At 58.0% G+C, this 24,803-nt stretch carries 27 protein-coding genes and 4 pseudogenes; 7 read left to right on the top strand and 24 right to left on the bottom strand.

Annotated features, from left to right (window positions below):
- Nucleotides 1-286: 286 nt before the first annotated feature.
- The 15 genes and pseudogenes from EN935_RS00235 to EN935_RS00310 all read right to left on the bottom strand — a co-directional run bounded on the left by EN935_RS00235 (nucleotide 287) and on the right by EN935_RS00310 (nucleotide 11,012).
- A complete protein-coding gene (locus tag EN935_RS00235) occupies nucleotides 287-568 on the bottom strand; it encodes a hypothetical protein (RefSeq protein ID WP_127263706.1) in 282 nt (93 codons plus the stop codon).
- A 324-nt stretch (nucleotides 569-892) separates the two neighbouring features.
- Entirely contained in the window at nucleotides 893-1,090 is a 198-nt protein-coding gene (locus EN935_RS00240; protein WP_109670969.1) for a DUF3606 domain-containing protein, read from the bottom strand.
- A 243-nt stretch (nucleotides 1,091-1,333) separates the two neighbouring features.
- The gene (locus tag EN935_RS00245) at nucleotides 1,334-1,519 is read right to left on the bottom strand and encodes a hypothetical protein (RefSeq protein ID WP_127263707.1); all 186 of its coding nucleotides are present in this window, start codon (nucleotides 1,517-1,519) and stop codon (nucleotides 1,334-1,336) included.
- Between the two features lie 120 nt (nucleotides 1,520-1,639).
- A pseudogene (locus EN935_RS41735) lies at nucleotides 1,640-1,836 on the bottom strand (hypothetical protein).
- A gap of 65 nt (nucleotides 1,837-1,901) precedes the next feature.
- Nucleotides 1,902-2,039 (bottom strand): hypothetical protein, encoded by a 138-nt coding sequence (locus tag EN935_RS00255; protein ID WP_245462994.1) that lies wholly within the window; start codon nucleotides 2,037-2,039, stop codon nucleotides 1,902-1,904.
- 59 nt (nucleotides 2,040-2,098) lie between these two features.
- Nucleotides 2,099-2,269, bottom strand: a pseudogene (locus EN935_RS41740) (ATP-dependent DNA ligase); the annotation flags it as partial.
- A gap of 1,253 nt (nucleotides 2,270-3,522) precedes the next feature.
- Entirely contained in the window at nucleotides 3,523-3,825 is a 303-nt protein-coding gene (locus EN935_RS00270; protein WP_127263709.1) for a hypothetical protein, read from the bottom strand.
- A gap of 73 nt (nucleotides 3,826-3,898) precedes the next feature.
- Entirely contained in the window at nucleotides 3,899-4,255 is a 357-nt protein-coding gene (locus EN935_RS00275; RefSeq protein WP_245488793.1) for a helix-turn-helix transcriptional regulator, read from the bottom strand.
- A gap of 300 nt (nucleotides 4,256-4,555) precedes the next feature.
- A complete protein-coding gene (locus EN935_RS00280) occupies nucleotides 4,556-4,765 on the bottom strand; it encodes a hypothetical protein (RefSeq protein ID WP_164548593.1) in 210 nt (69 codons plus the stop codon).
- Between the two features lie 75 nt (nucleotides 4,766-4,840).
- On the bottom strand, nucleotides 4,841-5,140 hold the full coding sequence (locus tag EN935_RS00285) for a DUF1236 domain-containing protein (RefSeq protein ID WP_109670956.1): 300 nt from the start codon (nucleotides 5,138-5,140) through the stop codon (nucleotides 4,841-4,843).
- Between the two features lie 741 nt (nucleotides 5,141-5,881).
- On the bottom strand, nucleotides 5,882-7,774 hold the full coding sequence (gene htpG, locus EN935_RS00290; RefSeq protein WP_127265824.1) for a molecular chaperone HtpG: 1,893 nt from the start codon (nucleotides 7,772-7,774) through the stop codon (nucleotides 5,882-5,884).
- Between the two features lie 150 nt (nucleotides 7,775-7,924).
- On the bottom strand, nucleotides 7,925-8,221 hold the full coding sequence (locus tag EN935_RS00295; protein WP_127265826.1) for a DUF982 domain-containing protein: 297 nt from the start codon (nucleotides 8,219-8,221) through the stop codon (nucleotides 7,925-7,927).
- A gap of 487 nt (nucleotides 8,222-8,708) precedes the next feature.
- A complete protein-coding gene (locus EN935_RS00300; RefSeq protein ID WP_348629866.1) occupies nucleotides 8,709-8,921 on the bottom strand; it encodes a hypothetical protein in 213 nt (70 codons plus the stop codon).
- A gap of 86 nt (nucleotides 8,922-9,007) precedes the next feature.
- Complete coding sequence (gene groL / locus EN935_RS00305; RefSeq protein WP_127262190.1) at nucleotides 9,008-10,639, bottom strand: chaperonin GroEL; 1,632 nt, start codon at nucleotides 10,637-10,639, stop codon at nucleotides 9,008-9,010.
- A 58-nt stretch (nucleotides 10,640-10,697) separates the two neighbouring features.
- Complete coding sequence (locus EN935_RS00310; protein ID WP_127262189.1) at nucleotides 10,698-11,012, bottom strand: co-chaperone GroES; 315 nt, start codon at nucleotides 11,010-11,012, stop codon at nucleotides 10,698-10,700.
- Nucleotides 11,013-11,687: 675 nt separating this feature from the next.
- Between EN935_RS00310 and EN935_RS00320 the strand changes: the two genes are divergently transcribed.
- Nucleotides 11,688-11,966 carry an usg protein gene (locus EN935_RS00320; RefSeq protein ID WP_127262200.1) on the top strand — a complete coding sequence of 93 codons (279 nt, stop codon included), beginning with the start codon at nucleotides 11,688-11,690 and terminating at the stop codon, nucleotides 11,964-11,966.
- 423 nt (nucleotides 11,967-12,389) lie between these two features.
- Here the strand turns inward: EN935_RS00320 and EN935_RS00325 are convergent, their stop codons facing one another.
- Nucleotides 12,390-12,605: a hypothetical protein gene (locus tag EN935_RS00325; protein WP_127262188.1), complete on the bottom strand. Its 216-nt coding sequence runs from the start codon at nucleotides 12,603-12,605 to the stop codon at nucleotides 12,390-12,392.
- Nucleotides 12,606-12,854: 249 nt separating this feature from the next.
- Here EN935_RS00325 and EN935_RS00330 point away from each other — a divergent pair, with 249 nt between their 5' ends.
- The 4 genes from EN935_RS00330 (at nucleotide 12,855) to EN935_RS00345 (ending at nucleotide 15,379) form a co-directional block, all read left to right on the top strand.
- Nucleotides 12,855-13,337 (top strand): Hsp20 family protein, encoded by a 483-nt coding sequence (locus EN935_RS00330; protein WP_127262187.1) that lies wholly within the window; start codon nucleotides 12,855-12,857, stop codon nucleotides 13,335-13,337.
- A gap of 97 nt (nucleotides 13,338-13,434) precedes the next feature.
- Nucleotides 13,435-13,947 carry an Hsp20/alpha crystallin family protein gene (locus tag EN935_RS00335; RefSeq protein WP_127373121.1) on the top strand — a complete coding sequence of 171 codons (513 nt, stop codon included), beginning with the start codon at nucleotides 13,435-13,437 and terminating at the stop codon, nucleotides 13,945-13,947.
- Nucleotides 13,948-14,576: 629 nt separating this feature from the next.
- The gene (locus EN935_RS00340) at nucleotides 14,577-14,786 is read left to right on the top strand and encodes a hypothetical protein (RefSeq protein ID WP_127262186.1); all 210 of its coding nucleotides are present in this window, start codon (nucleotides 14,577-14,579) and stop codon (nucleotides 14,784-14,786) included.
- Between the two features lie 161 nt (nucleotides 14,787-14,947).
- Nucleotides 14,948-15,379 carry a hypothetical protein gene (locus EN935_RS00345; protein WP_127262185.1) on the top strand — a complete coding sequence of 144 codons (432 nt, stop codon included), beginning with the start codon at nucleotides 14,948-14,950 and terminating at the stop codon, nucleotides 15,377-15,379.
- 835 nt (nucleotides 15,380-16,214) lie between these two features.
- On the opposite strand, the gene EN935_RS00350 is transcribed toward EN935_RS00345, so the two are convergent.
- Complete coding sequence (locus EN935_RS00350; protein WP_127262184.1) at nucleotides 16,215-16,457, bottom strand: DUF982 domain-containing protein; 243 nt, start codon at nucleotides 16,455-16,457, stop codon at nucleotides 16,215-16,217.
- A 171-nt stretch (nucleotides 16,458-16,628) separates the two neighbouring features.
- On the opposite strand from EN935_RS00350, the gene EN935_RS00355 reads away from it, so the two are divergent.
- Nucleotides 16,629-16,940, top strand: coding sequence for a hypothetical protein (locus EN935_RS00355; RefSeq protein WP_109670944.1), 312 nt, complete (start codon nucleotides 16,629-16,631; stop codon nucleotides 16,938-16,940).
- Nucleotides 16,941-17,189: 249 nt separating this feature from the next.
- Here the strand turns inward: EN935_RS00355 and EN935_RS42870 are convergent, their stop codons facing one another.
- The 3 genes from EN935_RS42870 to EN935_RS40575 form a co-directional block, all read right to left on the bottom strand.
- Complete coding sequence (locus tag EN935_RS42870) at nucleotides 17,190-17,564, bottom strand: KTSC domain-containing protein (protein WP_348629867.1); 375 nt, start codon at nucleotides 17,562-17,564, stop codon at nucleotides 17,190-17,192.
- An 809-nt stretch (nucleotides 17,565-18,373) separates the two neighbouring features.
- On the bottom strand, nucleotides 18,374-18,901 hold the full coding sequence (locus tag EN935_RS00370; RefSeq protein WP_109670938.1) for a ferritin-like domain-containing protein: 528 nt from the start codon (nucleotides 18,899-18,901) through the stop codon (nucleotides 18,374-18,376).
- Between the two features lie 166 nt (nucleotides 18,902-19,067).
- Entirely contained in the window at nucleotides 19,068-19,514 is a 447-nt protein-coding gene (locus EN935_RS40575; protein ID WP_164757507.1) for a hypothetical protein, read from the bottom strand.
- A gap of 93 nt (nucleotides 19,515-19,607) precedes the next feature.
- Between EN935_RS40575 and EN935_RS00375 the strand changes: the two genes are divergently transcribed.
- Nucleotides 19,608-20,897, top strand: a complete 1,290-nt coding sequence (locus EN935_RS00375; RefSeq protein ID WP_245468588.1) for a divalent metal cation transporter — start codon at nucleotides 19,608-19,610, stop codon at nucleotides 20,895-20,897.
- Nucleotides 20,898-21,121: 224 nt separating this feature from the next.
- On the opposite strand, the pseudogene EN935_RS00380 reads toward EN935_RS00375, so the two are convergent.
- The 4 genes and pseudogenes from EN935_RS00380 to EN935_RS00395 form a co-directional block, all read right to left on the bottom strand.
- A pseudogene (locus EN935_RS00380) lies at nucleotides 21,122-21,906 on the bottom strand (hypothetical protein); the annotation flags it as partial.
- A 521-nt stretch (nucleotides 21,907-22,427) separates the two neighbouring features.
- On the bottom strand, nucleotides 22,428-23,255 hold the full coding sequence (locus EN935_RS00385) for a PRC-barrel domain-containing protein (protein ID WP_127262182.1): 828 nt from the start codon (nucleotides 23,253-23,255) through the stop codon (nucleotides 22,428-22,430).
- A 144-nt stretch (nucleotides 23,256-23,399) separates the two neighbouring features.
- Nucleotides 23,400-23,562 (bottom strand): annotated as a pseudogene (locus tag EN935_RS00390) (leucine zipper domain-containing protein); the annotation flags it as partial.
- Between the two features lie 546 nt (nucleotides 23,563-24,108).
- Nucleotides 24,109-24,273 carry a DUF3309 family protein gene (locus EN935_RS00395; RefSeq protein ID WP_127262181.1) on the bottom strand — a complete coding sequence of 55 codons (165 nt, stop codon included), beginning with the start codon at nucleotides 24,271-24,273 and terminating at the stop codon, nucleotides 24,109-24,111.
- Between the last annotated feature and the right edge of the window lie 530 nt (nucleotides 24,274-24,803).

A 24,803-nucleotide genomic window follows, 5' to 3' on the forward strand; every position in this document is an offset into this window, starting at 1 on the left:
GCGTGTCCGAGATCAGCGAGATGCGCGAATCCACAGCAGGCATATCCCGCAAGCAAACAGGCAGCCAAGAACGAACTGCACGAAGGCGGGCTGACTTCGTCAATTCGCGCTGACACGGCTTTGAGACGAGGAAAGCGGTACGGACGGGAGCGCCAAGCTGGCCCGCTCAGGGAGGTCCGTTTGTGTTCCTCGCGAAAAAAGGCCCGTGCCAAAGCAACGGGCCCCAGATCAGGCTTGGGAACTACGCCTTTAGAGGGTTCGTTTCCGGCGCCACAGGAGGTTATTTTCAGCCGCCCATTTTCTTCGCCATGGCGCAGAAGTCCGCGTGCGACTTGTTGAGCGTGGTGTCGCCGCAGTCTTTCAGCACCGCCTTTTTTTCATCCGGTTTCATGGCCATCCATGCGGTCTTGAAATCCGCTTCCGACCTCAAGGTTTTCATGCCGGCATCGGTGAAGAACGGCGACATCTTTGCCGGATCGTCAAGTGCGGATGTGTTACCAGCAGCCAGCGCTGAGCCCGTCATCATTGCGAGCGCCATCGCGCCCATCGTGAGCATTTTGATGTTCATTTCAGTTTCCTCCGTCTAGGTCATTCAAAACGCGCAAAACCGCGTGACCTGGAGGAAAAAACGTCCGCCTCTGAACTCGGTTCCCGCATGTCGCTTATTCCTTCCATCTATCGACGGCCGTCGGCATTTTCGGCACCCAATGCGGCTCCTCGACACACTCACGACGTAGGTTTGTGGCCGGCTTGTCGGTCATCTCTTCGCCTGATCGATAAAAGCCCGCGCCACGGAGGGACCAAGACGCGGGCCGGCTGATGAGTTTAACCACCAGCCTTTCGCCGGATGCCAGTGACAACATCCGAGCATGAACTCAACTATTCGAAACAGCTAACGTTCCGCATGCGGTGCTGGTCGGCCGTATTGCCTGTCATCATCTTTCAAACCCTGCGCAGCTTCGATCACGGCCTTGCGGCTGTTGCCGTGTTTTAGGATCAACTCCCAAGTCAGGTCCGGAGACAAACCGTTCTCCGAGGCGAAATACTCGACGTGATGATCGTGAATAGCATCGTCCCTGTCGCCGGCCATTTGAGCTCCGCTCCGCAGTCTAATGCTCCCGTCGGGAAATGGTCGGTCCAGGGGATGCTTGGGTGAAGTAGCCGCACCGGCCATTGCGGGTCAGTGTTTTGGGATCTCTCCCAGCATTGCCAAAGCTAAATGCATATTAGCAATAACTCAACTAAGACTGAAGTCTCTAAGTCCCGGAACCGAACGTCGGATTCCAGTCGCGATTGCGCCTGTCCACATCGCGCCATCGGCGGGCAATTTCGTCTAGTTCTCCGCATGGCTAAAAACGACAGTGCCGTTTTCCTTGCGAATTTCAACGGACACGATTCCATCGTCGCCCTTCCGGGTCTGAAACAGGGAGATTGCATGATCCTTTGCCGCTTTCTCGGCGTGGAATATTTCCTTGTTGACGATGCCCTGTCGTCCATACCAGATGACAGTAAAAGCCATATTCGTCGTCCCTTCGCGGCAGCCACCAAGGGAAATGGTATGGCGGTTGGGACGGAAAGTCACACAATGAAAACAAACGGCTTTGCGGGGTGCAGTGGACGCTCCCGTGGGGGCAACGGATCACACCGGCCACTGCGGGAGCGTTGATTGTCCCCGCACGGCTTTCAACAACACGCCATGCAAGAAACGCGTCTTGCCGATAGTGGTCGCAATGCGGCGATCTGAAGGGCTTGATGATGCTCAAGTGCAGCGCTTCCGCCGCCGCCAGAAAGCGCTCGATTTCAGCATACCTGCCTGGAAGGTTTCGATCTGGCTATGGCAGCCGTATGAGGGGGATCGCCGCAACGGGAGAATTATATTCCTCGCCTACCGCCTGGCAAGGTCAGCGCAAGTCCCGCATGATGAACTGATAGATTTGGCCAATTTCTTCATCAATCTCCTGGCCTGGGATGCCTTGGGCTTCGGCCGCCCGTTTTGCATCAACAGCCATCTCAATCACCATCAGAACCGGGTCGACCATCGGAGCGTCCGGTAGGTGGTCCGATATCCAATGGTAGAGAAATTCACTCCCGCGTTTGCTCATTCTACCCTGAAATCCTGCAGTGAAGCGTGCCGGAGGTCTTCCTCGCCGCGGAGGTGCCACACACGGCCGATCAGCCCCGGCTTAACCCATTGCGTCGCGGGCCGCTTCAGGCCCTTTGGCGGCGGCCCTGCGTGCTCTTGTACGCGCTTCCAAAGCCGATCTCGGACAGCGCGTTTGGAATTCCCAGTCATTCGAGGCGGGACGAACTTCAAATGCATGCATACCCCGGACTCACAAGCCACGATTCAATCAGCTTGCGCTAAAATAGTTCCGGAACATTTTAGACGAATTGAATGTTTGGCGGAGATGACGGTGCTATGACCTTAAACCACCCATCCCTGGCAAGCGGCACGGTGGCGAGCCGGCCGACGAGGATGACAACTTCTATACCGGTCCGATTTCCGGTCAGCAGGTCGACATGCACGACCTGCGCCAAGTCATTTGGCACGAGCGGCCAAAGCATAAGCCTGCTGGTGGATTAGGCGAAGATGCGCTCTCAAGCGAAGCGGCAGCGCTTGGTTCATCTCCCGTGGGTCAGTGCAAGGTAGATAGCGGGCACCAACATCAACCGCCCCCATTGCTAGAACCACCAAAATAGCCATGCGCTCAGTACCCCTAACAAGTTCGGCAAATGTTTTCCCCGTCGGTCAAAGGGTCGGCGTCCAGCAATCTAGGCGCGTGATCATGGTTGTCATTTGCGGGGTGGCTTGCATAACGCGGCGATAGCATTTTGGTTTCGGGCGCCCCGCTTTCCGTTATTCCTGAGCCGCGGACCGCTCTGGAACATCTTCCACCAGACGCCGTTGACGGCCCAGATCGAGATACCCATTCGATCATCCGTCGTGACCCTTCGGTGACGGGCTTCCTTCGTTTCGGAACACCTCCACCTAAACCGCGCTCCCGTTGATGAAGTCGGCGCGGCGATCATCAGCCCCGTCAATTCATTCAACCGGGGCGAGGAGCTATGCGACGACAAAGGGTGGCATTGCGATCTCCACAAAAGGCATGGCGAAGCATGGCCAAACAAGGCAATACGCGCGAACGCTGTTGCGTCTGGGCACGTATGGACCATTGCAGATCGCGGGCGGTTGTCGAAGTTCAGTCAAGAGATGCGGTCGCACAGGACAGCCTGCGGAACTTGCGCCGTTTGCCCACGCGCCCCTCCTCCCAAAGGACAGGATGCTGACGTTGCGGGCGAGAGTCTAGAGGTGGAACATTAGTGTTCTCTAACGGTTCTATGTTGGCGATACCAAATCCACATGGTGGGTACAGCAATGGCAGCGTTGGCGTTTGAGACGGTCTATTTTTTTCGGCCTGACCGGGGACGACCTGTTAGGAGGGGTCGTTTCGCTTGTGGCGTGCACGCTGCTTTTCAATGCTATGGCGAAGGATCGCTCAAACCCATAGGTGCGCCGGGCAGTTAGTCTACCTTGTCACGCAGCGGCTTACTGCCTTTTGGCCTTCGGAACGTCCTCAATAGCCGGACAGAATTGGCATCGACCGTGATACGGCCAAGCGCCTGCACTGTCACACGGCCTGTATCGTCATCGACGTGCACGACCTCGCCTTCGAACCGGATCTTGTCGCCTGGCTTGGCCTCGGGGTCGATGATCGAACAAGGGAAAGTGGCGGTGGGGAAATGCAGGGCCACCCGCTCCTCGATGCGCTTGCCCACAGTGGCAACGATCGCCACCTTGTCACCAATATTGATTTCCCGCGCCATGCATAGGATTCTGGCGCTGCCCTTCGGTTCGTCAAGGGGCTGCTAATGCACGGCGTTCGAGGGGCCTTTGCCTTTATGCTTTTCTCTGCCGGCGGCGCCACATTCTATTGTCGGTGGCGAGACCCCTATCACCTTCAGGGCGGGCTAGCGATGGAGCGCCTTCGATGGTGAAGATAATTCCGGCGTCCTCAAACGCTTGGCGCATGGCCGCGATGTTGGGGGGACGCGGTTTCCTAAAGCCGTTCTCAAAATCGCTGATCGTCATTTCGCTGAGATTGGCCTTTCCGGCAAGGCGCACTCGCGACCAGTTCAGCAGGGCACGTGCTGCTCTTGATTGATCTGCTGAGAGTAGGTTTCGGCTATCCATAAGAGTTGAACATTCGATATAGCTAAAATGTTCCCTCGACCTATCTGCAACGATCGTGATCAAGACCGCGATTGAAACTACCGACTGGGAAGCGCCATGAAGCCGCAATTCCCAGTAGGTGTGCTATTTAGGTGGCATTGAGGAGGTTCGTTGTGATCTCGCCGACCTGGAAGCTGCTCCCCCTGGACAATCAGGTGCCGCCACAAGGAGGTGGTGGGCACCTGATCCACCGACGATGAAGGGACTTTGCTCGCTGGTTCTAGCTCAATGCAGGTGGAATGCGTCAGGCCTTTGCGCTGCTCGATTGGACTTTGGTCAGTACAGCCACGACGAACGCCGGCTCAGGCTTGTCGGCGTGCTCCCTTAGGTCTGCTGCTGATTGGGATCGACGAGAAACGATGCCGCGATCAGGTCGTCGCCATCGATCTGCCCGTGACCATCATCCATTATTGATGCGACCTTTTGAAAGGTTTTCATTTCGGCCGCCGTTATCCGCGCTTTCCGCATTCTGGTTTGCAGATCAGCCAGGCGGACCACGAGGGCATGCGACGCTTCGAGTTCAATGTTCATCATATCTCCTCCTGATAGATGGAGCTTGGCATGCGCAACCCGCCGCTGGCTGGCGGCGGGTTGGGGACATTCCATAGGTCAGTCGTAAACCTTGACAATCTTGCGGGTGCCCGGATCCACAAGAACCGTCCGGTTGTCGATTACGACGTAGCGGTATTTGACATTGGGAACTTCATGAAGCTCGACTGTATCGGGGAGTGCTGTCCCGACATTGAGTTCCACGCCGGGAACCTTCAGCGATGCCAGGGGCTGCTTCTTCACATACTCATGGATGACGGTATCCTGTTCGGGCGTGATGACCACATCCTGAGCAGCAACGGCGCCAGCGCCGGCGAAAAGCAATAACGCGGCAGCGGCGCCCGTAAGACGTATTTTCATGATTTACTCCTTTGCAAAACTGCCCGGACGAATTCGTCGCCCGTCAGTCCAATCGAACTTTGGAGGACAGCAAACGTTCCCGGGATTGGGCTTCGGTCGGAGCCGGTTTGGGACTAAGGTCTGGTCACGGATAAGCGGAACCCGATGTGATCTGACCCTCTTCGCCCAATGAACAACCGAGCAAATCCCCACCGCTTAATGCCGGACCCTCCGCCACGATGGCAGAGCCGGTAAGGAGTATTGATCCTCGCGGCTGTGGTTGGCTTTTGCGCACTCGCCGGCTGGTGGATTATTTAACGAGCGCTGTCGTGAAGTCCTCCAATGAAAATAGGAAGACTCATAAGAGCGAGCCCGTCCACTGAAGGACTGTGCTCCTTGTTGGGTCCTTGTTGCGGCGACCCCTTCAACGGAGTTCGCTATGTCGAAACTCTTGCCGATCGAGAAACCCATGCATGTCAACAGAGCCACCCACGTTCGGCAAGTCGACAAAGCTCGACGTTGCGCTTATTGGCCGTCTCGGCCCGGGTCATAATTCCATGCACCAAGATCTGGTCAGGCTCTTCGGCTGCCGAACATGCGACGCCGTGGAAATCAATACCAGTGCGCCGCATCGTCCATTGTTGTTCCTCTAAAGTCTGGTGGCGGGCAGTGTGGACTTGCCGCTCCAAATGAGTAGATACGCCCGGCGCAATCCTCAGCGACGGCGCCCCGAAGCCAAACGATCCGGAGAACCGGCCAGCATCAGTTTCGAGAGAAGCTCCGGTCAATGATCCGCGCAAGTCTTTCCGAAAAAGCCTTGGCGTCCGCTGGCTTGTCGCCGTCAAGTACGCGGGCTTCGTCATAGAGCAGATGCGCCACATCCTCCTGGAAGGCGCGCTCCTCTTTGCCGAGTTTCGCCAAGGCTGCGATGCGCTTATGCCGCGGATTGATTTCCAGGACTGGCTTGGCGGTTCTGTCGAGGCGACCGGCGGCGTTGAGCAGCCGTTCGAACTGACGGTCGGGGCTATGCTCCGGAGCGACCAGGCAGACCGCGCTTTCCGTCAATCGATCAGAGGCCTTCACGTCAGAAACCGTGTCTCCGAGTGCTGTCTTGACGAAGGCCAGGAACGTCGCGATTTCCGATGACGCTTCGGGGTCGGATTTCATGGCATTGTCGAGCAACGCAATATCGGAAAGGTCAGCCGCGCCCTGCGTCACCGACTTGAACGGCTTGCCCTCGAACTCCGGTGCGATTGTTACCCAGAAGCTGTCGACCGGGTCGGTCAGGAGCAGCACCTCGATGCCACGCGCGTTGAAACCTTCGAGCTGTGGTGATGCTTCGAGCCGGGCTCGGTCGTCGCCGGCCATGAAGAAGATAGCCTTCTGCCCCTCCTTCATCGCAGTGACATAGTCGACGAGGCTGTGCCAGCCTTCACTCGAGGTGGTCGAGTGGAAGCGGGCGAGTTTCAGCAATTGCTCGCGTCGCTCGTGGTCCTCGTAGAGCCCTTCCTTGAGGACGACGCCAAAGTTCTCCCAGATCTTCGCATAGGCCTCGGCATCGTTCTCCGCGAGCTTCTCAAGGTCGCCCAGGACGCGGTTTGTCACGCCCTTACGGATCGAGGCGAGCAGCGGGCTTTCCTGGATCATCTCGCGCGAGACGTTGAGCGGCAAGTCAGCGGAATCGACCAAGCCGCGCACGAAGCGCAGGTAGCGCGGCACAAGATCGGCGTCGTCGGTGATGAAGACGCGCCGCACGTAGAGCTTGATGCGATCCTTGCGGTCCTGGTCGAAGAGGTCGAACGGACGCGAGCCCGGCACGAAGGCAAGCACGCTGTATTCCTGCCTTCCTTCGGCACGAAAATGAATCGTCGAGGCCGGCTCGTCATACTGGCCGGCAATGCCGCGATAGAAGTCCGTGTAGTCTTCGGGCTTGATTTCGCTCTTCGGTCGGACCCAAAGGGCCGTGCCATCGGCAATGGCGCGCGGTTCCGCGCCCGGCTTCTCGACAAACGTGATCGGTACCGGCACGTGACCGGACTGCGATTTTGCCAGTCCTTCCAGCTGATACGGCGTTGTATATGAGGCCGCGTCCTCCATCAGATGAAGCACGACGCGCGTGCCGCGCTTTGGAGCGGCTTCAAGCGGGGCGGGTGCGATTTCGTAAGTGCCCTTGCCGTCGGATGACCAACGCCAAGCCTCGTCGTTCCCTGCCTGACGGCTGAAGACGTCGACCCTGTCGGCAACCATGAAGGCGGAATAGAAGCCGATACCGAACTGGCCGATGAGCTGCGTGTCCTCTGTCGCCTTGCCGGCCTCGACGCGCTCCATGAAGGCGCGCGTGCCAGACCTCGCGATCGTACCCAGCGCCTCCGCCATGTCGTTGCGGCTCATGCCGATGCCATTGTCTTCCACGACGATCTGCTTCTTGTCCGGATCGGTCGAAATGGTGATGCGCGGCTTCGGATCGTTGCCCAGCAATTCGGGACGAGCGATCGCCTCGAAGCGGAGCTTCTCACAGGCATCCGCGCCATTGGAAATCAACTCGCGCAGGAAGACGTCCCGGTCGGAGTAGACCGAGTGAACCATTATATGGAGAAGCCGCGAGACGTCCGCCTCAAATGCCTTGGTTTGGGTTGCCGCCGTATCCGTCATCATCTGCATTCCTAAATCAATCATTCCTGTGGTCAAATCGCAGCGCCGTTCCCGACGTGCCGCACGTCGCGCGTTCGCTGTTCGACAGCTATGTTTCTTCAGAGCGGGCTCCGAGCGCAAGCGTATAGCCCAGAGGCAAAAGACCCTTCCAGATCAATCCGCCCGAAGGACACGAGCGGCCGAAGGGCTCCTGGTCGCCGAGATCATGTTCGGCACCAGCAGGTCGTTGCGTCGAGCGAAGGCGATGAGGGTCGCGCGCACGGTCTCGGCATCGACCTCGCCGGCAATCGCCGCCCGGCACGCGTTGAGGGCGACGGTATGAGCGCCGTTCCGGCTAGTCATTGGCCAATCCTGGAGCAGTGCGTACGCCTCGCTCGCGTTCTCGATTGTCACCGGGAACCCCATTCCAACCAGGATCGTGACAGGTTCTTCAAAGCGCATGTGATCCATGACTTGAGCCTCCATTCGATAGCGTGGCGACTGCAACGTGTCTAACATCAGGTTTGTCAGCGAAGGCAGTCCGGCTGCGAAATAAAGGAAATGCCGGGCTCCCCCGCGCCGTCGACCGTGCAGCAATCGGCGCCGGCAGCCTGATCTCCGGAACGTTGCTTCCTTTTTCCTCTTGCTGCAGGACTTGTGCGTTTTGGCGTGGCCGGGGCAGCGTTTTGTAAGCCTTGACGAGAGCCTCGAGCCATGCGGCTACGCCAAGGGGAGCGCGCGCTCGTCCGTCAAGCCAGGTGGCGACTTCGCTTTCCGGATAGCCAAGCTCTTCGGCGAGGTCGGTCGCTTTCCACCTCAGGATTTTTAGACATTCGCGAAATCGTCCCGCAATCATTTCGTTTTCCTCCTCTCGACCGGCGATGCTCCGTGCACCTCGTCAGAGGTAGCATTCCGCAAAAGTGGACCCTCGCCCGACAGCGAGGTCCCACCTCCAGTTTCATCCTCCCGCGGATGCGTCGGACGTCGAGGACAACTGTTTTGCAGCCAGGAACATGAGAGTGTAGGCAGCCTTGCGGCGGTTCCAGCCGGCGGCTTCGGCCGCTTCGAGAAGGCCCAGGAGTTGAGGAGCCAGGACCTCCTTGCATTCGGTTTCATAGGCAAAGTCGGTTGTCGAATGCGTCGGCGACGCGATCTGCGCGATGCTGCTCATCATATTCATTGCAACACCCAATCGTGGTTGAACTAACGATAGGCCGCGCCCGCCGGAAGTGGCGGGCACGCCTGGTTCATGCTTTGTCAGAAGTCCATTCCGCCGCCGCCCGGCATGGCAGGAACCGGCGCTTCCTTCTTCGGCTTTTCGGCCACCATTGCCTCCGTGGTGATAAGCAGGCCGGCGATGGAAGCGGCGTCCTGTAGTGCGGTGCGAACCACCTTGGCCGGATCGATCACGCCCTGGGTGAAGAGATCGCCATAGTCGCCGGTCTGTGCGTTCCAGCCATAGGAGAACTCCGCCTTCTCACGCAGCTTGCCGACGATGATCGACCCTTCCGCACCAGCGTTCTCGGCGATCTGGCGAACCGGCGCTTCGATTGCCTTGCGCACGATGTCGACGCCAAACCTCTGATCGGAATTGTCCACCTGGACGCCGTCAAGCGCCTGCACTGCCCTCAAGAGCGCAACGCCACCGCCTGGCAGAATACCTTCCTCGACCGCTGCGCGGGTGGCATGCATGGCATCGTCCACGCGATCCTTGCGCTCCTTGACCTCAACTTCGGTCGAGCCGCCGACGCGGACGACGGCAACACCGCCTGCGAGCTTGGCCAGCCGCTCCTGCAGCTTCTCGCGGTCATAATCCGAGGTGGTCTCCTCGATCTGGGCCTTGATCTGGGCCACGCGGCCCTGGATCTCCTCCTTGCGGCCGGCGCCGTCGACGATGGTTGTGTTCTCCTTTTCGACGACAACCTTCTTGGCGCGGCCAAGCATCTCTAGCGTAACGTTCTCAAGCTTGATGCCCAGATCTTCCGAGATTGCCGTACCACCGGTCAGGATGGCGATGTCCTCCAGCATGGCCTTGCGTCGATCGCCGAAGCCAGGGGCTTTGACGGCCGCGACCTTGAGCCCGCCGCGCAGCCTGTTGACGACGAGCGTGGCGAGCGCCTCGCCTTCGACGTCGTCGGCGATAATCAGCAGTGGCTTGGACGATTGCACGACCGCTTCCAGCACCGGCAGCAGGGCCTGGAGGTTGGAAAGCTTCTTCTCGTGGATCAGCACATAGGGCTCTTCCAGTTCGACCCGCATCTTGTCCTGGTTGGTGATGAAGTAGGGAGAGAGATAGCCGCGGTCGAACTGCATGCCTTCGACGACTTCAAGTTCGGTCTCTGCGGTCTTGGCTTCCTCGACGGTGATGACGCCTTCGTTGCCGACCTTCTGCATGGCCTCCGCGAGGAAGCGGCCTATCTCGGCGTCTCCATTGGCCGAAATGGTACCGACCTGGGCGATCTCGTCGTTCTTCGTGATCTTGCGGGCATTGGTTTTCAGCTCGGCGACCACCGCATCCACCGCTTTGTCGATACCGCGCTTCAGATCCATCGGGTTCATGCCCGACGCCACGGCCTTGGCGCCTTCGCGCACGATCGCCTGTGCGAGAACCGTGGCGGTGGTGGTACCGTCGCCGGCGATGTCGCTGGTCTTGGAGGCGACCTGGCGGACCATTTGCGCGCCCATGTTCTCGAACTTGTCCTCCAGCTCGATCTCCTTGGCGACGGTGACGCCGTCCTTGGTGATGCGCGGCGCGCCGAACGACTTGTCGATAACGACGTTGCGGCCCTTGGGGCCGAGCGTCACCTTCACCGCATTGGCCAGAATGTCGACGCCGCGCAGCATCTTCTCACGCGCGTCGGAATGGAACTTCACTTCCTTGGCAGCCATCGGTTCACTCCTTCAATAGGCAGCTTCACTGACTGGTTTAGCTTGGACCTGAATTTGGTCAGGCCGCTTTCTTCAGCGTGGCGGTCTGTTCGATCACGCCCATCACGTCGCTTTCCTTCATGATGACGAGGTCGTCGCCGTCGAGCTTGATCTCGCTGCCGGACCATTTGCCGAACAGAATGCGGTCGCCGACCTTGACGTCGAGCGGCTGCAACTGGCCGCTGTCGTCACGCGCGCCAGGACCGGCGGCGATGACCTCGCCTTCCTGCGGCTTTTCCTTGGCAGTGTCGGGTATGATGATGCCGCCGGCCGTCTTTTCCTCGGCTTCGATGCGGCGGACCAGGATACGGTCATGCAATGGACGGAACGCCATGTCGTTCTCCTCATGGCAAACAGATTTTGAGGCTCCTTTGCACGGGACCGGCAATATCGGCCCCATGCAAGGTGCGGCGATCCTTCAGCAGGCATAGCGCGCATATCGACCTAGTTTTGTGGTTCTCCGGTTTCAAGAGGTCGGCGCGAAAATTTTAGCACTCACGGCATGAGAGTGCCAACAGCCTGTTATCGTGTGGCTATTTCGATCACGCGCGGCATTTTCCTGCTTGAAATTTCGCGGCGATCCAACAAAATTATCCAAGCCTGGTGCTGCCCTCGGACAGCCCAAATCTGAGCCCATCGCGGAGTGTTTTGCAGACGGAGGCCACCGATGAACCGACAGAAGGTCTCGCCGATTATTCCCTCTCTCGCGCTTGACCGCCTGCTGATGCAGGCAAAACATTTTGAACATCCGGATGACGTGCTGAAGGACGAGACGCTCGACCTTCACGAAAAGCGCGCCATTCTGTCGTCCTGGGCCTCCCATGCCTGCGCCGTGAAATCCGTTCCAGCGCTGCGCCGCCCACCGGGGGCGGAACGGCCAGTCTCTTTCGACCAAATCATGGACGCGTTGTGCAGACTTGACAGCAGTGCACGCTCGTCGGCATCAAGGCGAGTTTGGGCACGGCTTCGACAGGTTGGATGCGTGACATCGCAACCGAAGGAGAAGCCTATGGTCACTGCGGTCAGCAGGGAATTCCGCCTGCAGATGGATGGTTATGACCTGACGACGGCGGAAATCCATTACCATCTACCGGATCATCCGAGCCTGCTGCAGCTCTATGTCTGGCAGGAATACGATCTCGCGCCAGAGTTTCCCGAGCTGAAGGGCTTTCTCGACTATTGGGAGCGCGAACTGGAAGGCGCGCTGCATTCCGTGCGTGTCGCCCACCATCGACTGATCAAGCCCTCGGAATGGCGCGCCGTCGAGGGCGTGATCGCCATCCACTGATTGTCACCTCGGACCGCAAGCCCTCGACCAAACCCATCGAGCGGAACTTGCGCCGGGCACGCGCTTCCGCAGCAATCAGACCGGCCCGCCCCGCAGCGTTCGGAAACGCCTTTCGTGCGTCGCGCGCGTTATGCCAGCGGCAGGCGCGCTCGGCCGCGCGCCAGCTACGCCCGCGCGCCCATTCGGGGCCACTGCTGATCCAGGCATTCCAGCGCCTCGCTGGCGACAGTACGCGATGCGGTGGAAATTTGAGGATAACAGGATCGGGGAACCGGACGTCATCCATTACCTCCACCGTTTGTTTCGTCGTCTTTTTGCGAGTAAGCAACCGGCGCCATCGGCGCAGGTCTAGTATCGAGATGGTTCGCTTTCCCGAGTGTCAAGACACCCGGCAAGTGTCGGGATCACCGACAAGGTCCAACTTCATTCTTCGTCCTCTGTATCCAGCAGATCGATCAGGCTCGCGACGCGCGTCCCGGGCAAACGCCGTCCTTCACCCATGAGAGCCTCGTCTTCATTGAGCCATGCCCAGGCCTCCCGCAGCTCCTCAAGAGAAGCGCCGGTCGCTATGATCTCGGCAACGAGCGTTTCATCGGATGGCCCAAGAACCAATATGACTTCTTCCCTTGTCAAAGGCATGATCGATCTCCTGGTCGTCGGTCTGCAAGCATCGGTGAAGAGCGGACACTGACGCTGCCGGTGGCAGGATAATGCGCATCACAAGAAGGATGTTCCGGTAGCGCGATTCATGTGTGGAAACCCTCTTGACGCTCGGCGATCGAATTCCCAAATCGATTTCGCCGGCGCCCGAAGGGCCGGCAAGGTCAGGGAGCTGCATCCTTGGCGCTCCTCGTACCCCATGTTGCTCACCCAATGGAGGATATGGCTATGAGAACCGCATTCGACTTTTCCCCGCTCTATCGGTCGAGCATCGGCTTCGACCGCGTCTTCGACCTGCTCGAGAACGCGAGCCGGACGCCAAGCATCGACAATTGGCCGCCCTATGATATCGCCAGGACCGGCGAGGACTCTTACCGCATCACCATGGCAGTGGCCGGCTTCAGTCAGGACGAATTGAGCATCGTGCATGAACCCAACATGCTCGTCGTCGCCGGCGAAAAAGCCGGGGAGGATAATGGCGACTATCTGCATCGTGGCATTGCCGGGCGGCCGTTCGAGCGTCGCTTCGAATTGGCCGACCATGTCAAGGTAACAAGCGCCGGCCTTGCGAACGGCTTGCTGACGATCGATCTCCAGCGGGAGATTCCAGAAGAGATGAAGCCGCGCCGGATCGAGATCGGAAGCGTCGACGCTGAGCCCAGGATCGAGCCCAACGCTGCGAGGGCGACGGCTGAAAAGCACGCTGCCTGAAGCGATCCGGATCAAGGCTCATCGCAGCCGGACGAGAGCGTCCGGCGCTGCTTTGCCCGAAAGGGTGAATGACAAAGACGACGAAAGGAGACGCAAAATGAGTGTACGTGATCTCATTCCTTTTGGCCGGGAACGCAGCCAGGTTCCCAGCCCGTTCGGGGACGACGAACGCGATCCGTTCCTGTCGCTGCACGGGGAGGTGAACCGCCTCTTCGACGATGTCTTCCGTGGCTTCGACGGAGGATTGCCGGCGCTGAGTAGGTTCTCCGCCAATGGTGGTCGCTGGCCCCGCGTCGAGATCTCCGATGGCGAGAAGGAAATCCGCGTCACGGCCGAGGTGCCCGGCATGGAGGAGAAGGACATAGAAGTCCTGCTCGACGACGGCGTGCTCACGCTGAAGGGCGAAAAGCGTTCTGAGACGGAGGACAAGGATCGGCAGTTCTCAGAGCGCTTCTACGGCCGCTTCGAACGCCGCGTTCCGCTCGGCCACGAAGTCGAGGAAGACAAGGCCGATGCTCGCTTCAAAAACGGCGTCCTGACGGTCACGCTGCCAAAGACGGCGAAAGCGCAGTCGCAGGCGAAACGCATCGCGATCAATGGCGGGAGCTGATGTCGGCGGCGCCGAAGGCTGTCGAGCTGCCTTCTGCGCCGCATCATCGGTCGTAAACTTCTCGGTCGACGATGTGCGGCCCGATACGTTACCGGCCGAAGTGAATGGTATCGTCCCGATACTCACAGATAGATCATACGAGTTTGCAGGGCATTAACCCCCTACTGCCCGATGACAGAGACGCCCCGATAGCCAGTCCATGCCGAACGGATGCTGCGCGAGGCGATCGATGTCGGTGAAGGTGCGGAGTCTGAGCTCTCAGCAGGTTGGCGTCCATGCATGCCGGACAGCGCCTCCAGTCGTTGGCGCCGTTCCAGAAACGCCGGCTACAGGGTGAGTTTGGCCCGGCCATTAGTACAATGACCACAAGCGCCTGGCTGTACTTGGAACTGGTGCACGACAGAGCCGAAGACCAGGTTTTTCAAGGCTCTTTCGTGAGACCGCAATCTCTTGGGGAGGGGACGGCCGGGGCATCCGCTCGACGTCTGGCGATTGTCCCGCTCGCGCCTATTTGGTCGAACTGAGGAACGTATCTGGTCCTCGCTCAGAAATTTCTACTAAATATTCTGACCCAGTATGGAACCCTTTTTCGGCTAGTGAATTACGGGGAAGGACTAGGGGATAGCGTGATGACAAAGCGCGACAAGGCCGGTCACAACACCGTCGCTGACTCTCTTCGAGAGTTGATACGCAAAGAGGACAATCGTCGTCCCGTACAGAAGCTCTTTGGGCTGACGGTCGAACCCGAGGTGTCGCCGACGCTAGCCTCACTACTCCTTGCCATCGATCAGGTTCAACAGGGAAGCCTTCGGCTGGTTAGCGGGATCGATCACCCCTGATCTGTACGGTTCGAGCGTCGGCAGCGGCGGAGCAATGCGCAATACTCGTCAAAATTTGGCAATCGCGATTGTCCGTCGAGAAGCGGCCCTACCCGGCCTTGTCGGCGCGTCGTGGTGCGATAATTTTTGTGAGAAGGGACTTCGATCAAAAGGAGCCGATCATGAAACACCAAACCCTAAGCCAACTGCAGATAATCGCAGAAGTGGAACCCTTGTCGACATACCCGATCATGACCCGGCAACAGCGCATCGAGCGCTGGGCAAAGTTGCTAGACGAACATCCCGAGCGACGCTTGGGAGCGCTGACTGGCACTGAGCATCTGAAGGGGCAAGCCCGCGACGCAGCACGCAGTGAGGGCTCACCAATCACAGTGGCCTTCGAGGATCCGGTACTGCGTGCGGTCGGCCTGAAGGATGACACCTATGGCGAAGCAAAGCGCTTCTTCGAACTGTCTGACTGGGAATTGCACGACATCGTCTGCAGTTGCCATGTCGGGACCACGATAAGAGGGCAATGGGCTGCCGCTAGAGTCCGCCGGACAATCGCTGAAAACAGATTTCTCAAATGGCTCAGGGAGAGAATGTGGCACTGAGGTTGCCTAGAACGGCGACAACGATTGAAGCTTGTTCGAAGCGCGGTGGTTCCACGATTTCGCGGGACCAAATGGCGCTCCTTGGTCCCGTTCTTCCCGCGATGCGGTCGCTCCTGTGAATGCGTGAGCTGTAGAGCCGAGGGGGTAGCAGGAGCAAGCCGCATCGCCTTGTCCATCAGAGGAGGCGAGACACCCACAATGCGACGCCGTGCATGAAGGCTTCGAGGGCTTTGCCGATTTATTCATCGATCTCTTGGCCGGTATGGCTTGATTTCCCGGCGCCCTGTTTCGCGTCGTCACCAGCAGGACTGGGGCGATGGTCGCATCGTCGGATTAACGATCCGATATCATGGGTAGAGGAACCTACTGCCGCTCCGGAAGTCCTGCAGCGAAGGTGGCGCAGTCCTGATCCCCGCGCATCCGGTTTGACTCAGCGACACAAGCGACGGCCAGCAGCAATCCGCTGCTAGCGGTTTGGGTTGTGCCTGAACACAACATTGAAAATCAAAAGGCATGTGAGCAGCGGGACAATACCTGCGAAAAAATCTCGACCGAAAAGCCCAAAAAATAGACCAACACGAATCCTGCTGCTGACATTTTTGCCCACCGTCTCTAAGAGGAGAGGCTGCTTCGGGAAAGAAAGCTTCAGCCGGCTCAAACGTTCCAAACACTCCGCAACCGCACGCCGCCGTTGCGGCAAGTGAACCGGCCAAACGTTGAGACCCGCAACGCGGGCTGACCGGCATTCGGGCTGATCAGCAGGCACGATCCGCCAGGTTTGCGGGACGTCGCGCCGCAGGTGCAAAACGCAGCTGCCGATATCAGGCAAAGCGACCTAATCGGAAGGGAGCAACATCTGTGCTTCCTTAGCTGCAGCCGCGAAGGCCTTTCGTATTATCTGCGGATCAATGGGATCGCCCTCCAAAGCAGAACTGCAAAGGGTCATCGCCTTGTGCCATCTGGGGCCACGTTTTGCCCATTTGAGGAGTTCGTCGGCGGCTCCTTCAACGTGTTCGATCCGTTGGCGCGAGCCTGGCAAATCGGACCTCACATGGACTGGAGAAAGGAACGCGTGCATCGCTTCTCCGCGCTATCAAAAGACCCGCCGACCTTCAGCCGGCGGGAGTAGGTCTGGAGTAGCCAGTGTGACCTGGCGTGTGAAAACGGGCGGATAAGCTTTTTGTTGCAGTTCACCGACGGAATATTAGCAGTCCCTTGACGACTAGGATTTCCGCCCCAGAGTCTCTTTATGGCTTGGAAAGTTACGGACATCAGCATAGGCGACGAAGTTGCGATAACCGTGACCGTGCTTAGAATGCTAGATGGTGCGCGAGCAAGTGTCAGCATTCCGTCCTATGCCTTTCCCCATTCGATGCCAGCACCAAAGAGGACCGAACCGGGCGACGAACTTGAGCTCAGAGGGAAGGTCAGTCGAATCGATGCAGAATCCCAAAAGGTCACCTTGAAGGCTGGCGGTTTGATCACCGTCGATGCCGATGCGATTACTGACTGGACGCCCGTTGCGCGCACGACGACGGCTCTTCGAGATGAGGTGCGCTAGCGACTCCGATTAAAGAGAAACATGGAAGCCCGAGCCAGGCCAAATTGGTTCGCATGACTTAGAACAGACCCGCCCGGCTGGAGTCGTCCAAGCGAGGAGGCCATGGTTCCTGGCCGAGTCTAGTCCATGAGGCCGAAGCCCTTGCGAAAGCCAATCATGACGACTGAAAAACTTACTGCCTGTCGGTTGCGCTCACCTTAAATGGCCGAAAACCAAGCCGCAAACCGGCGAACTGGTGCTCCGAGCAGATCATCCAGAATTGTTATCGGCCAGACGATATCGGAAGCGATTGCGAATATGTTCGTTGAAATAGCGGCCCTTGGCAAAAGCGGAACGGAACTCGGCAAAGATTTCAGGCGGCACGCCCTCAAACTCATACCGTTTGCCGCTGGCCACAAACCACACAGACAGGACTCGCTTGTCAGGATCATATTCGGTTTTGCGTATTGAGGTTGAGGGCATCGGGGAACACCTCTTTACATAACCCTCGCCGGCCACCTCGAGGGTCGAGGACACCTTCGGCAAACGAAGATTTGCGCCGGCCGAAAGTTCCATCGGCGGGAAAAAATGCAACCGCAGATGCTCCCAGCTTGCGCGCACCAGACGTACCGTCAGCGTGCACATGAGCGGCAACTAAATAGCAACTCTTGCGTTGGCGAAGATATAGCGTGAGCACGGGAGACTACGCATGACGGCCGATGCGGCAAACCTTTATCCTCGCGACCGGGACCGAATTTCGGGCAGTGAAGCTTATGTGGTTAGGCAACTTGCACGGCAGAACGGCATTACCACAACCCAAGTCCACGAGCTAATCAACAGGTATGGCGGCAGCCGCACGAAGCTAATTGCTGCGGCGAAGCTACTTCGCTCCTCAACTGGACGGCTTAGCGCAGGCGAGTAATTATTGGATCTCTGATGACTTTCCAGCCATGGACCCCTCCTGCGGCGAACGCTCGATCGCCAAATCTAGCCGACTTCGGATTCAGAAACATGCGGCCATGCGGCTGCATTACGATCTTCGCTTCAAGCTTGATGGTGCCTTCAAGTCATGAAAAAGACCGTGACCTGGGCCGACTACAATGGGATGGATTCAGCAAAGCTCGCCGCATGACTTCGAAAGCGATGGCGCCCCGACAAGGCCCCCAGGCAGTGCAGGTTCGAACAGATTTTAGAAAGATGAGAGATTTCCAGCCAGCGTATGTTTGCAGCGCCGCGCGTACCTGATCCTTCCCATCGGATCAGTGTGAAGCTGCAGATATCGCGACCGATTCAATCAGGGACTTCATAGCCCAAGAGGTTCAACGCTTGTTAGCCTGGCCACTAATGTGTTGAAGGTCATTCGATAGTAGGGATTCTCTCCGCGTAGCGATCCGGCCATAGAAGAAAAATGGCTCCGGCGGCCACGCCGGAGCCATGGAAAAACCGGCCGCAATTCAAGCTGCTTGCAGTTCGGCCGCCCGGTCGTTCACCCCGCCTTCACCCAGTGACGTCAGGGCCTCGTCGGTAGCTTTCTCTTCCTCGAGGGTCGCGTTTAGCAATTCAACCACGTTATCCTTGCCAAGGGTGGTGGCCCAAGCAATCAACGTGCCGTAGCGAGCGATCTCGTAATGCTCGACAGCCTGCGCCGCGCCGACGAGCCCGGCATCCAGGGACGTCGATCCTTTATACTCATCGAGTATTTCCGATCCTTCCTCCAGAATGCCGTCGATGGCGGGGCAGGTCTTGCCGCGCGCAGGCGCGCCGAGGATTTCGAAAACCTCCTCGAGCCGTTCTACCTGGCCTTCGGTTTCCGCAAGGTGCTTTTCGAAGGCCGCGGTGACCTGCTCGTCATCCGCGTTCTTGGCCATCTTCGGCAAGGCCTTCAGAATTTTCTTCTCAGCATAGTAGATATCCTTGAGCCCATCGAGGAACAGATCCTCAAGGCCCTTGGTCTTGGCACTTGCCTTCTTGGTGGTTGCCATCGTTGTGTCCTCCTTGTTTGAAATGACCCGTTGGGGCATTTTCTAACCCGGAGAGAAGCCGGGAGTTCCCTATCCGCATAATATTTGAGACTCGTCCCCCGGGCTGAGACGAGAAGACGAATACGACGACAAGCTGGGCATTAGGCACCGCCGGCTATTGGTGTGTTCATGCCGTCGGCGGATCGCCAGATGAGTTCATGTGGGCGAATGAGAAGCCGGGAACGCTGGCTTTGGCGATCGCCGTCATGGCGCCTTCGATCCGGCCGAGAACGATGCGCTGCCGGAACCTGGGCCTTCCCCGCCAATCCAAACCAGGTCTGATTGAACGCAACGCCTGCGTTCCCCGACTTGCGACTATGTTGATAAGTTTCTGAGGCAGCACGGAAACGGATTTCCATCGCACCTGCTCGGTCTGATCGCAACTGCGGTAGTACCCGTCTGGCTCTTTGCGGTCCATCTGCTTGGCCAATATGCTCTGCACGGGCGATCCCGCTTCGAGCAGGATGCTCAAGACTGCAACGCATTGATCCGTGCTTTTTTGTGCGCATTGAAACGGGATGCTCTTCCGCCATTCAATGATCCACCATTCACCGAGGCCGACCTCCCGTGCCATTCTTTTAGCAAATCCTACTATAATGATTCTAGCGCTGGAGCCTTTTTCTGGTCAGGTCGTTGACGGACTGAGGGCATCTTGGGAACGCGAGACTTGACCACGAAAATTACGAAGCCTGGATTCGGTCGCGCCAAGCCTAGGTTGCTCGATGTGCTTGGCCCCGGCCTTATCACCGGAGCTTCCGACGACGATCCAAGCGGCATCGCCACGTATTCACAGGCCGGCGCGCAATTCGGTTTCGCCCTGACGTGGACGATGCTGTTCAGTTACCCTCTCATGTCGTTAATCCAGGAGATCAGCGCACGCATCGGCCGCACGACGGGGCGAGGCATCGCCGGCAACATGCGAGCCTATTACCCCAACTGGCTGCTTCAGGCGGTCGTTGCCCTGCTCCTTATAGCCAACACCATCAATATCGGAGCTGACCTCGGAGCCATGGGAGACGCCTTGAAGCTTATCGTTGGCGGCCCGGCTGTACTTTACGTTGTTGTCTTCGGGGTCATGTCGGTCGGGCTCCAGGTCATTCTGAAATACCACCGCTACGTTTCGATACTCAAATGGCTAACGGTCTCACTGTTCGCCTATTTCGGCACGGTGATGTTCGTTCAGGTCCCTTGGGAGGAAGTGGCAAAAGGTCTGCTCATCCCGCGGTTCTCGGCTGACGCGTCGTTTTGGACAGCCGTTGTCGCGATTTTCGGCACCACAATCAGTCCATATTTGTTCTTCTGGCAGGCCTCCCAAGAGGTGGAGGACGAAAAGGCCAAGCCTGGCCGCAAGCCGCTCAAGAAGGCGCCAGCGCAGGCGCAGCATGCAATTCATCGCATCCGCCTGGATACTTATGTCGGTATGGCGTTTTCCAACCTGGTCGCCCTCGCGATTATGATCACAGCCGGCGCGACCCTTCACGCCAAGGGCATCACAAATATTGAAACAACCGGCCAAGCGGCTGAAGCATTGCGTCCCGTCGCCGGTGAGTTTGCATTTGCTGTCTTCGCGCTCGGTGTTATCGGAACGGGGCTGCTTGCCATTCCGGTTTTGGCAGGCTCGGCCGGCTATGCCCTTGGTGAGGCGCGCAAATGGCCTGTAGGCCTCGAACGCGAGCCGCTGGCGGCTAAGGCGTTCTACGCGACAATTGCGATAGCGACGCTGGCCGGTACCTGTCTCAACTTCACGCCGATCAATCCCATCAAGGCGCTCTACTGGAGCGCAGTGATCAACGGCATGGTGGCTGTGCCCGTGATGGCAGTTATGATGCTGATGACGGCTCGACGGGATGTGATGGGCAAGACAACCGTGCCACTGGCAATGCGGCTGACGGGATGGGTTGCGACAGCTATCATGGCGGCTGCAGCTACGGTGATGATCTTTCAGCTATCCACCTAATTTCTAGTTCGGATGGAAGAGAGCCGACGATTGGCGGTGCGCAGCGAGCCGTCGAAATCCTGCCGGGGCTCGCACGCTTCTCCTCGCCGCGGTCAAGCTTCCTAGTGATCGCGTCCTAACTCCGCCGACCAAACCCATGCGCGAGATGATGACTTCGCCGCGGTTATGTCCGGTGTCGAGGTGACAGTTGAGGATTCCGGATGCTGAACGTCGTTGCTGCGAGCAAACAGTGCCTCCTCCTCGTCTCTCTGCATCCCACCTACCGCTGCAGCAACGCTTGCTATGAACGCCCCAATCACTAACGACAGGGCGCCCAGCAGCGCGAAACTGGCGCTGGCTTTCCGGACAGTGTCGGCGGTTGCTTTGGCCTTGTTTCTTGCAGCCTCAAGGTTGGCAAGAACAGTGTCGACCCTGGTCTTCGCATCCGTCTCCGACAGACCAGTGCGGGAAGCGACCAGTCGCGTCAGGTAGGTTTTATCGTCAGCTGAGACCTGGCCGCTTGCGGAGCTGGTGATTAAGATGCGTGTTGCTTGTCCGATGGCTGATGCATCGTTTTGGCCAGCTGCGGCTACTGTTCCGGTATCTGTTGGCCGAAACAGCGTATCGACAAAATAGCCGAGAAAATTATCAGTTAGGGGTGCCACGCTGCTCGCTGCTGAGGAGGTCCCACCGCGGCGCCAGGGGCCACGGTGGAAGTTGCTTGCACACCCGAACCCAGCGCTGAGGAAAGAGCCGTGCCGAGAACACCGGCAACCAGTAACGTTGCCAAGGCCCAGGCGAGGAAGCCGTGAGCGGTGTCACGAAAGTAGACTTCGTCGGTGTGGACGTTCACCCATTTGGTGCGCAGTCGACCGGTAAGATAGCCGCCGACACCCGCTGATAGCCACTGCACCACGACAAGCCAGGCAGCGGTCGAAATCGCGAAGGTTGTGGCGGAGGCGCTCGATCCAGCCGATGACGAAGATTCGGTGACCGGCGAGACGTCGGTCGGTGAAAGGATCGTTTGCATTTCCACCCCCTAACGGGCAAAGAGCATGATCAGAATGATGATGGGGATCGGAACCCCGAGCAACCATAGCAAGATACCGCGTCCCATGAGCTCCTCCTAATAAAACGCTGAGACGAAGTAACAATTGCTTGAGGGGCGTTTCGTTCCGACGACCGTTTTCGAATCCTGTGATTTGCTTCCGTCCGCTGTCGGCTTAAGCCGCGCTTGATAAAGCCAATTACAGTATCTGAACTTCATGTCGTATCAGTGCCAATCAGAAAAGCAGCCGCTGCCTTCATAGCAGCCGCGCTTGCGCCGATCCTGCTCGGCGTGGCGACTGACTTTTACGTGGCGGTCACGGTGCCGCTTCCATAGTAGGGAATTGGCAGGGTGGGCGCCATCTTGGTTGGAGGAAGCTTGCTGTCCTTTGGTATCTCGTTCCGCTGATCACTCGTCTGCCGATTCGAACCGCTCAACTTAGACGCTGAAATCGAATCGAGATGAGCCCGCAAACCAAAGTTCGCGGGCTCGCCTTGACGAACTCACTTGACGATCAGGCGCTGTTTATCCCGCGACTGCACATAGGTGCCCTTGTCGTACGCGGTCTGCGCCGTAAGTTGGTCTTTGGTGAAATTTGTGTAGAGATATTTATTACCGTCCTTGTCTGTCATGAATTTGAGTTTCTCAAAGCCGACAGCCACCTCCTTGGCGCCGATGCCGAGGAATCCGCCGACGTCGATAATGACCGCATCAATCTTCTTGTCACCGGTCAGCACCACATCCCCGATCTTGCCCACATTCGCATCGTCGGCACCATAGACAGTTGTGCCAATCAGATCCTCAGCGCGGATTTTGTCGATCGGCATTTCAGTGAGTGTCGTCCTATCGACCGTTGGTGCCGAGGTCGCCGGCGCCGGCGTCACGGTCGGCGTCGCGGGCTTGGTCGAAGCGGTCGAAAGGGAGGCATCGTATGCCTTTGTGTCGAATGCGGGCAGGGCCGTCAGTTCCTCCTTAGTCGCGCTGATGACCAACCATCGCTTGCCGTTCTTTTCGGCCCACCGGGCCTTATCGAAGTCGTAAGCGACATTTTTTTCACCAACCTTGAGAAAGCCACCGACGCCGATGATCAGAAACTTAGCTGTGCCGTCCTTCGATAGGAGGATGTCATTTACTTCGCCGATATCTTCGGCATTGTCGCCGGTGCCATTGTAGACTTCCACTCCCATGAACTTCGAGACCAGCTTGCCATCAGGAATAGCTTGGACAGCAACATTTTGGGCAGCGGTTGCAGCAGATATCACATTGCCTGCATAGGCACCGGATGCGATGAACGTGGCGAGTGCGGTGGTAGCAAGGAGCTTATAGAACATGACGTACCTCGTGCGGTTTGAGTGCGCGCCGCTTCATATGAGCGCTCCTCAAACAAACCATTCGCGAAGGCTAATGTTCCATTGCAAACAGCGGTTTATCAATCTTCTCGGGGTTTTCTAGTCCCGTAATGCGACGATGACCTGTGGCATAAGGGCAGGCCGCGAGGAACAGTCCGTCATGCCAGCCCGGCCTTCGGTCTTATAGCGCTCGACCCGGCGCGCCACTCTTGGCCAAGACACCATACGCCCGCACCGCACAGGCTTTGCAAAAGGTGCCTTCTCTCACGCAGAGGCGTGAGACGGGCATGCTTGTGGCGCGCATGCTTGTCATTCGGGGCCTCCGGTGTGTGCCAAAGCCTGGTAACTCCAGTCTCCTCGGTCCAGTCCGATGGATAGCCTCCTGGATAGGGGGACATCCTAGGGCTGCTTCAATCGCGCTGCACGGCGGGACTTCCCGAGCCCTTCGCCATCAACCGTTTGCACATTGTCTTGGTGTTGAAATCTTCCAGTCTTCACGCTCAGCCATTTTAAGTCCGTCGAAGAAACTTCGCCACCCCATCTGCGTTGGAGCATACGAAGGGAACATTCAGCTTGGAGACGTGAGGAATTTTTTGCTAACGCGTTCGAAATCGATAAACCCTGATTGAACAGCCTGAAGGGGTCGCCATCAAATTTCGATTGCTCGGGGGCTGGCAAGGTCTGCGCTGGCAAGACTTTCGTCGAAAGTCTTAGTCTTGCCGAATTCGACGGTCTCAAAGCGGAACTTGGCCATAACGACCTCCTTCCTTTAGCGGAATGCCCCCACTGTGGTTGCATTCCATTTCAGCAAGCTCAGGGATCGCTGGCTGATGAGCTAGAGACGTCCGAGGACAACCAGAATGATGACAATGATCAGCAGTAAACCGAGGCCGCCGCCCCCATAGTAGCCGGTACCATAGAAGGGGCCGCCGCCGAGGCCGCTGAAGCCGCCAAGCAGAGCAAGGATCAAAACGATGATCAGAATTGTGCCGAGACCCATGGATGGTTCCTCCTTACTGACCCGCATGCGTGCAGCGCCTATGCGCTGAATATGAACTCGAAACGAACCTTTCTGTTCCGGCGTCGGGTGAGATTGCCCCATTGTTCCTCGGCCTTAACCTTGAACTGCAGCCATTTGCCTTGATTTGATCCAGTCCGTGATTTCCTTTCCTTCTGTTGAGAGACAGTGCTCAACCTCACCGACGTCTTCCTTGTAGGGGAGAAGTGGGCTGATCAGGGATATCTAATCGGCAGCAGTTGAGGGGACAGCTGGCAGAGGATGAACCCGGGTCGATGACGAATTGTTCCGGAACTCCAGACGAAATGCTCCGGTGGCAAAAAAAGCCGCCAGCGGGTAGCCAACGGGCTCAAAGTTCTGGAGTAGCCAGAGTGAAATTGGCAAAGGTCAACGCGCGGTGGTTGTTGCGCGGCGCATCCACTTTGTGTCGAAGAAGCGCGTCCTCGATGCTGCCCGCCGTGGTGGAACAATCATGCCCCATGTGTCGGTTTTCCACGCAGGCCCCATCGGCT

Origin of the sequence: Mesorhizobium sp. M7D.F.Ca.US.004.03.1.1 (genome assembly GCF_003998635.1) — a bacterium.
Lineage (GTDB): Bacteria > Pseudomonadota > Alphaproteobacteria > Rhizobiales > Rhizobiaceae > Mesorhizobium > Mesorhizobium loti.

Bases quoted from the DNA above. Each gene is read 5' to 3' on its own strand.
- groL (WP_127262190.1), bottom strand. From the start codon at position 10,639: ATGGCTGCCAAGGAAGTGAAGTTCCATTCCGACGCGCGTGAGAAGATG.
- EN935_RS00270 (WP_127263709.1), bottom strand. From the start codon at position 3,825: ATGGCGCGGGAAATCAATATTGGTGACAAGGTGGCGATCGTTGCCACT.
- EN935_RS00320 (WP_127262200.1), top strand. From the start codon at position 11,688: ATGGTCACTGCGGTCAGCAGGGAATTCCGCCTGCAGATGGATGGTTAT.
- EN935_RS00240 (WP_109670969.1), bottom strand. From the start codon at position 1,090: ATGGCCGGCGACAGGGACGATGCTATTCACGATCATCACGTCGAGTAT.
- EN935_RS00340 (WP_127262186.1), top strand. From the start codon at position 14,577: ATGACAAAGCGCGACAAGGCCGGTCACAACACCGTCGCTGACTCTCTT.
- EN935_RS00285 (WP_109670956.1), bottom strand. From the start codon at position 5,140: ATGAAAATACGTCTTACGGGCGCCGCTGCCGCGTTATTGCTTTTCGCC.
- EN935_RS00335 (WP_127373121.1), top strand. From the start codon at position 13,435: ATGAGTGTACGTGATCTCATTCCTTTTGGCCGGGAACGCAGCCAGGTT.
- EN935_RS00385 (WP_127262182.1), bottom strand. From the start codon at position 23,255: ATGTTCTATAAGCTCCTTGCTACCACCGCACTCGCCACGTTCATCGCA.
- EN935_RS00330 (WP_127262187.1), top strand. From the start codon at position 12,855: ATGAGAACCGCATTCGACTTTTCCCCGCTCTATCGGTCGAGCATCGGC.
- EN935_RS00235 (WP_127263706.1), bottom strand. From the start codon at position 568: ATGAACATCAAAATGCTCACGATGGGCGCGATGGCGCTCGCAATGATG.
- EN935_RS00255 (WP_245462994.1), bottom strand. From the start codon at position 2,039: ATGGTCGACCCGGTTCTGATGGTGATTGAGATGGCTGTTGATGCAAAA.
- EN935_RS00395 (WP_127262181.1), bottom strand. From the start codon at position 24,273: ATGGGTCTCGGCACAATTCTGATCATCGTTTTGATCCTTGCTCTGCTT.
- EN935_RS00245 (WP_127263707.1), bottom strand. From the start codon at position 1,519: ATGGCTTTTACTGTCATCTGGTATGGACGACAGGGCATCGTCAACAAG.
- EN935_RS00345 (WP_127262185.1), top strand. From the start codon at position 14,948: ATGAAACACCAAACCCTAAGCCAACTGCAGATAATCGCAGAAGTGGAA.
- EN935_RS40575 (WP_164757507.1), bottom strand. From the start codon at position 19,514: ATGGCACGGGAGGTCGGCCTCGGTGAATGGTGGATCATTGAATGGCGG.
- EN935_RS00280 (WP_164548593.1), bottom strand. From the start codon at position 4,765: ATGATGAACATTGAACTCGAAGCGTCGCATGCCCTCGTGGTCCGCCTG.
- EN935_RS00310 (WP_127262189.1), bottom strand. From the start codon at position 11,012: ATGGCGTTCCGTCCATTGCATGACCGTATCCTGGTCCGCCGCATCGAA.
- htpG (WP_127265824.1), bottom strand. From the start codon at position 7,774: ATGATGACGGATACGGCGGCAACCCAAACCAAGGCATTTGAGGCGGAC.
- EN935_RS00300 (WP_348629866.1), bottom strand. From the start codon at position 8,921: ATGAGCAGCATCGCGCAGATCGCGTCGCCGACGCATTCGACAACCGAC.
- EN935_RS00355 (WP_109670944.1), top strand. From the start codon at position 16,629: ATGGCTTGGAAAGTTACGGACATCAGCATAGGCGACGAAGTTGCGATA.
- EN935_RS42870 (WP_348629867.1), bottom strand. From the start codon at position 17,564: ATGTGCACGCTGACGGTACGTCTGGTGCGCGCAAGCTGGGAGCATCTG.
- EN935_RS00350 (WP_127262184.1), bottom strand. From the start codon at position 16,457: ATGCACGCGTTCCTTTCTCCAGTCCATGTGAGGTCCGATTTGCCAGGC.
- EN935_RS00295 (WP_127265826.1), bottom strand. From the start codon at position 8,221: ATGGATCACATGCGCTTTGAAGAACCTGTCACGATCCTGGTTGGAATG.
- EN935_RS00325 (WP_127262188.1), bottom strand. From the start codon at position 12,605: ATGCCTTTGACAAGGGAAGAAGTCATATTGGTTCTTGGGCCATCCGAT.
- EN935_RS00370 (WP_109670938.1), bottom strand. From the start codon at position 18,901: ATGGCAACCACCAAGAAGGCAAGTGCCAAGACCAAGGGCCTTGAGGAT.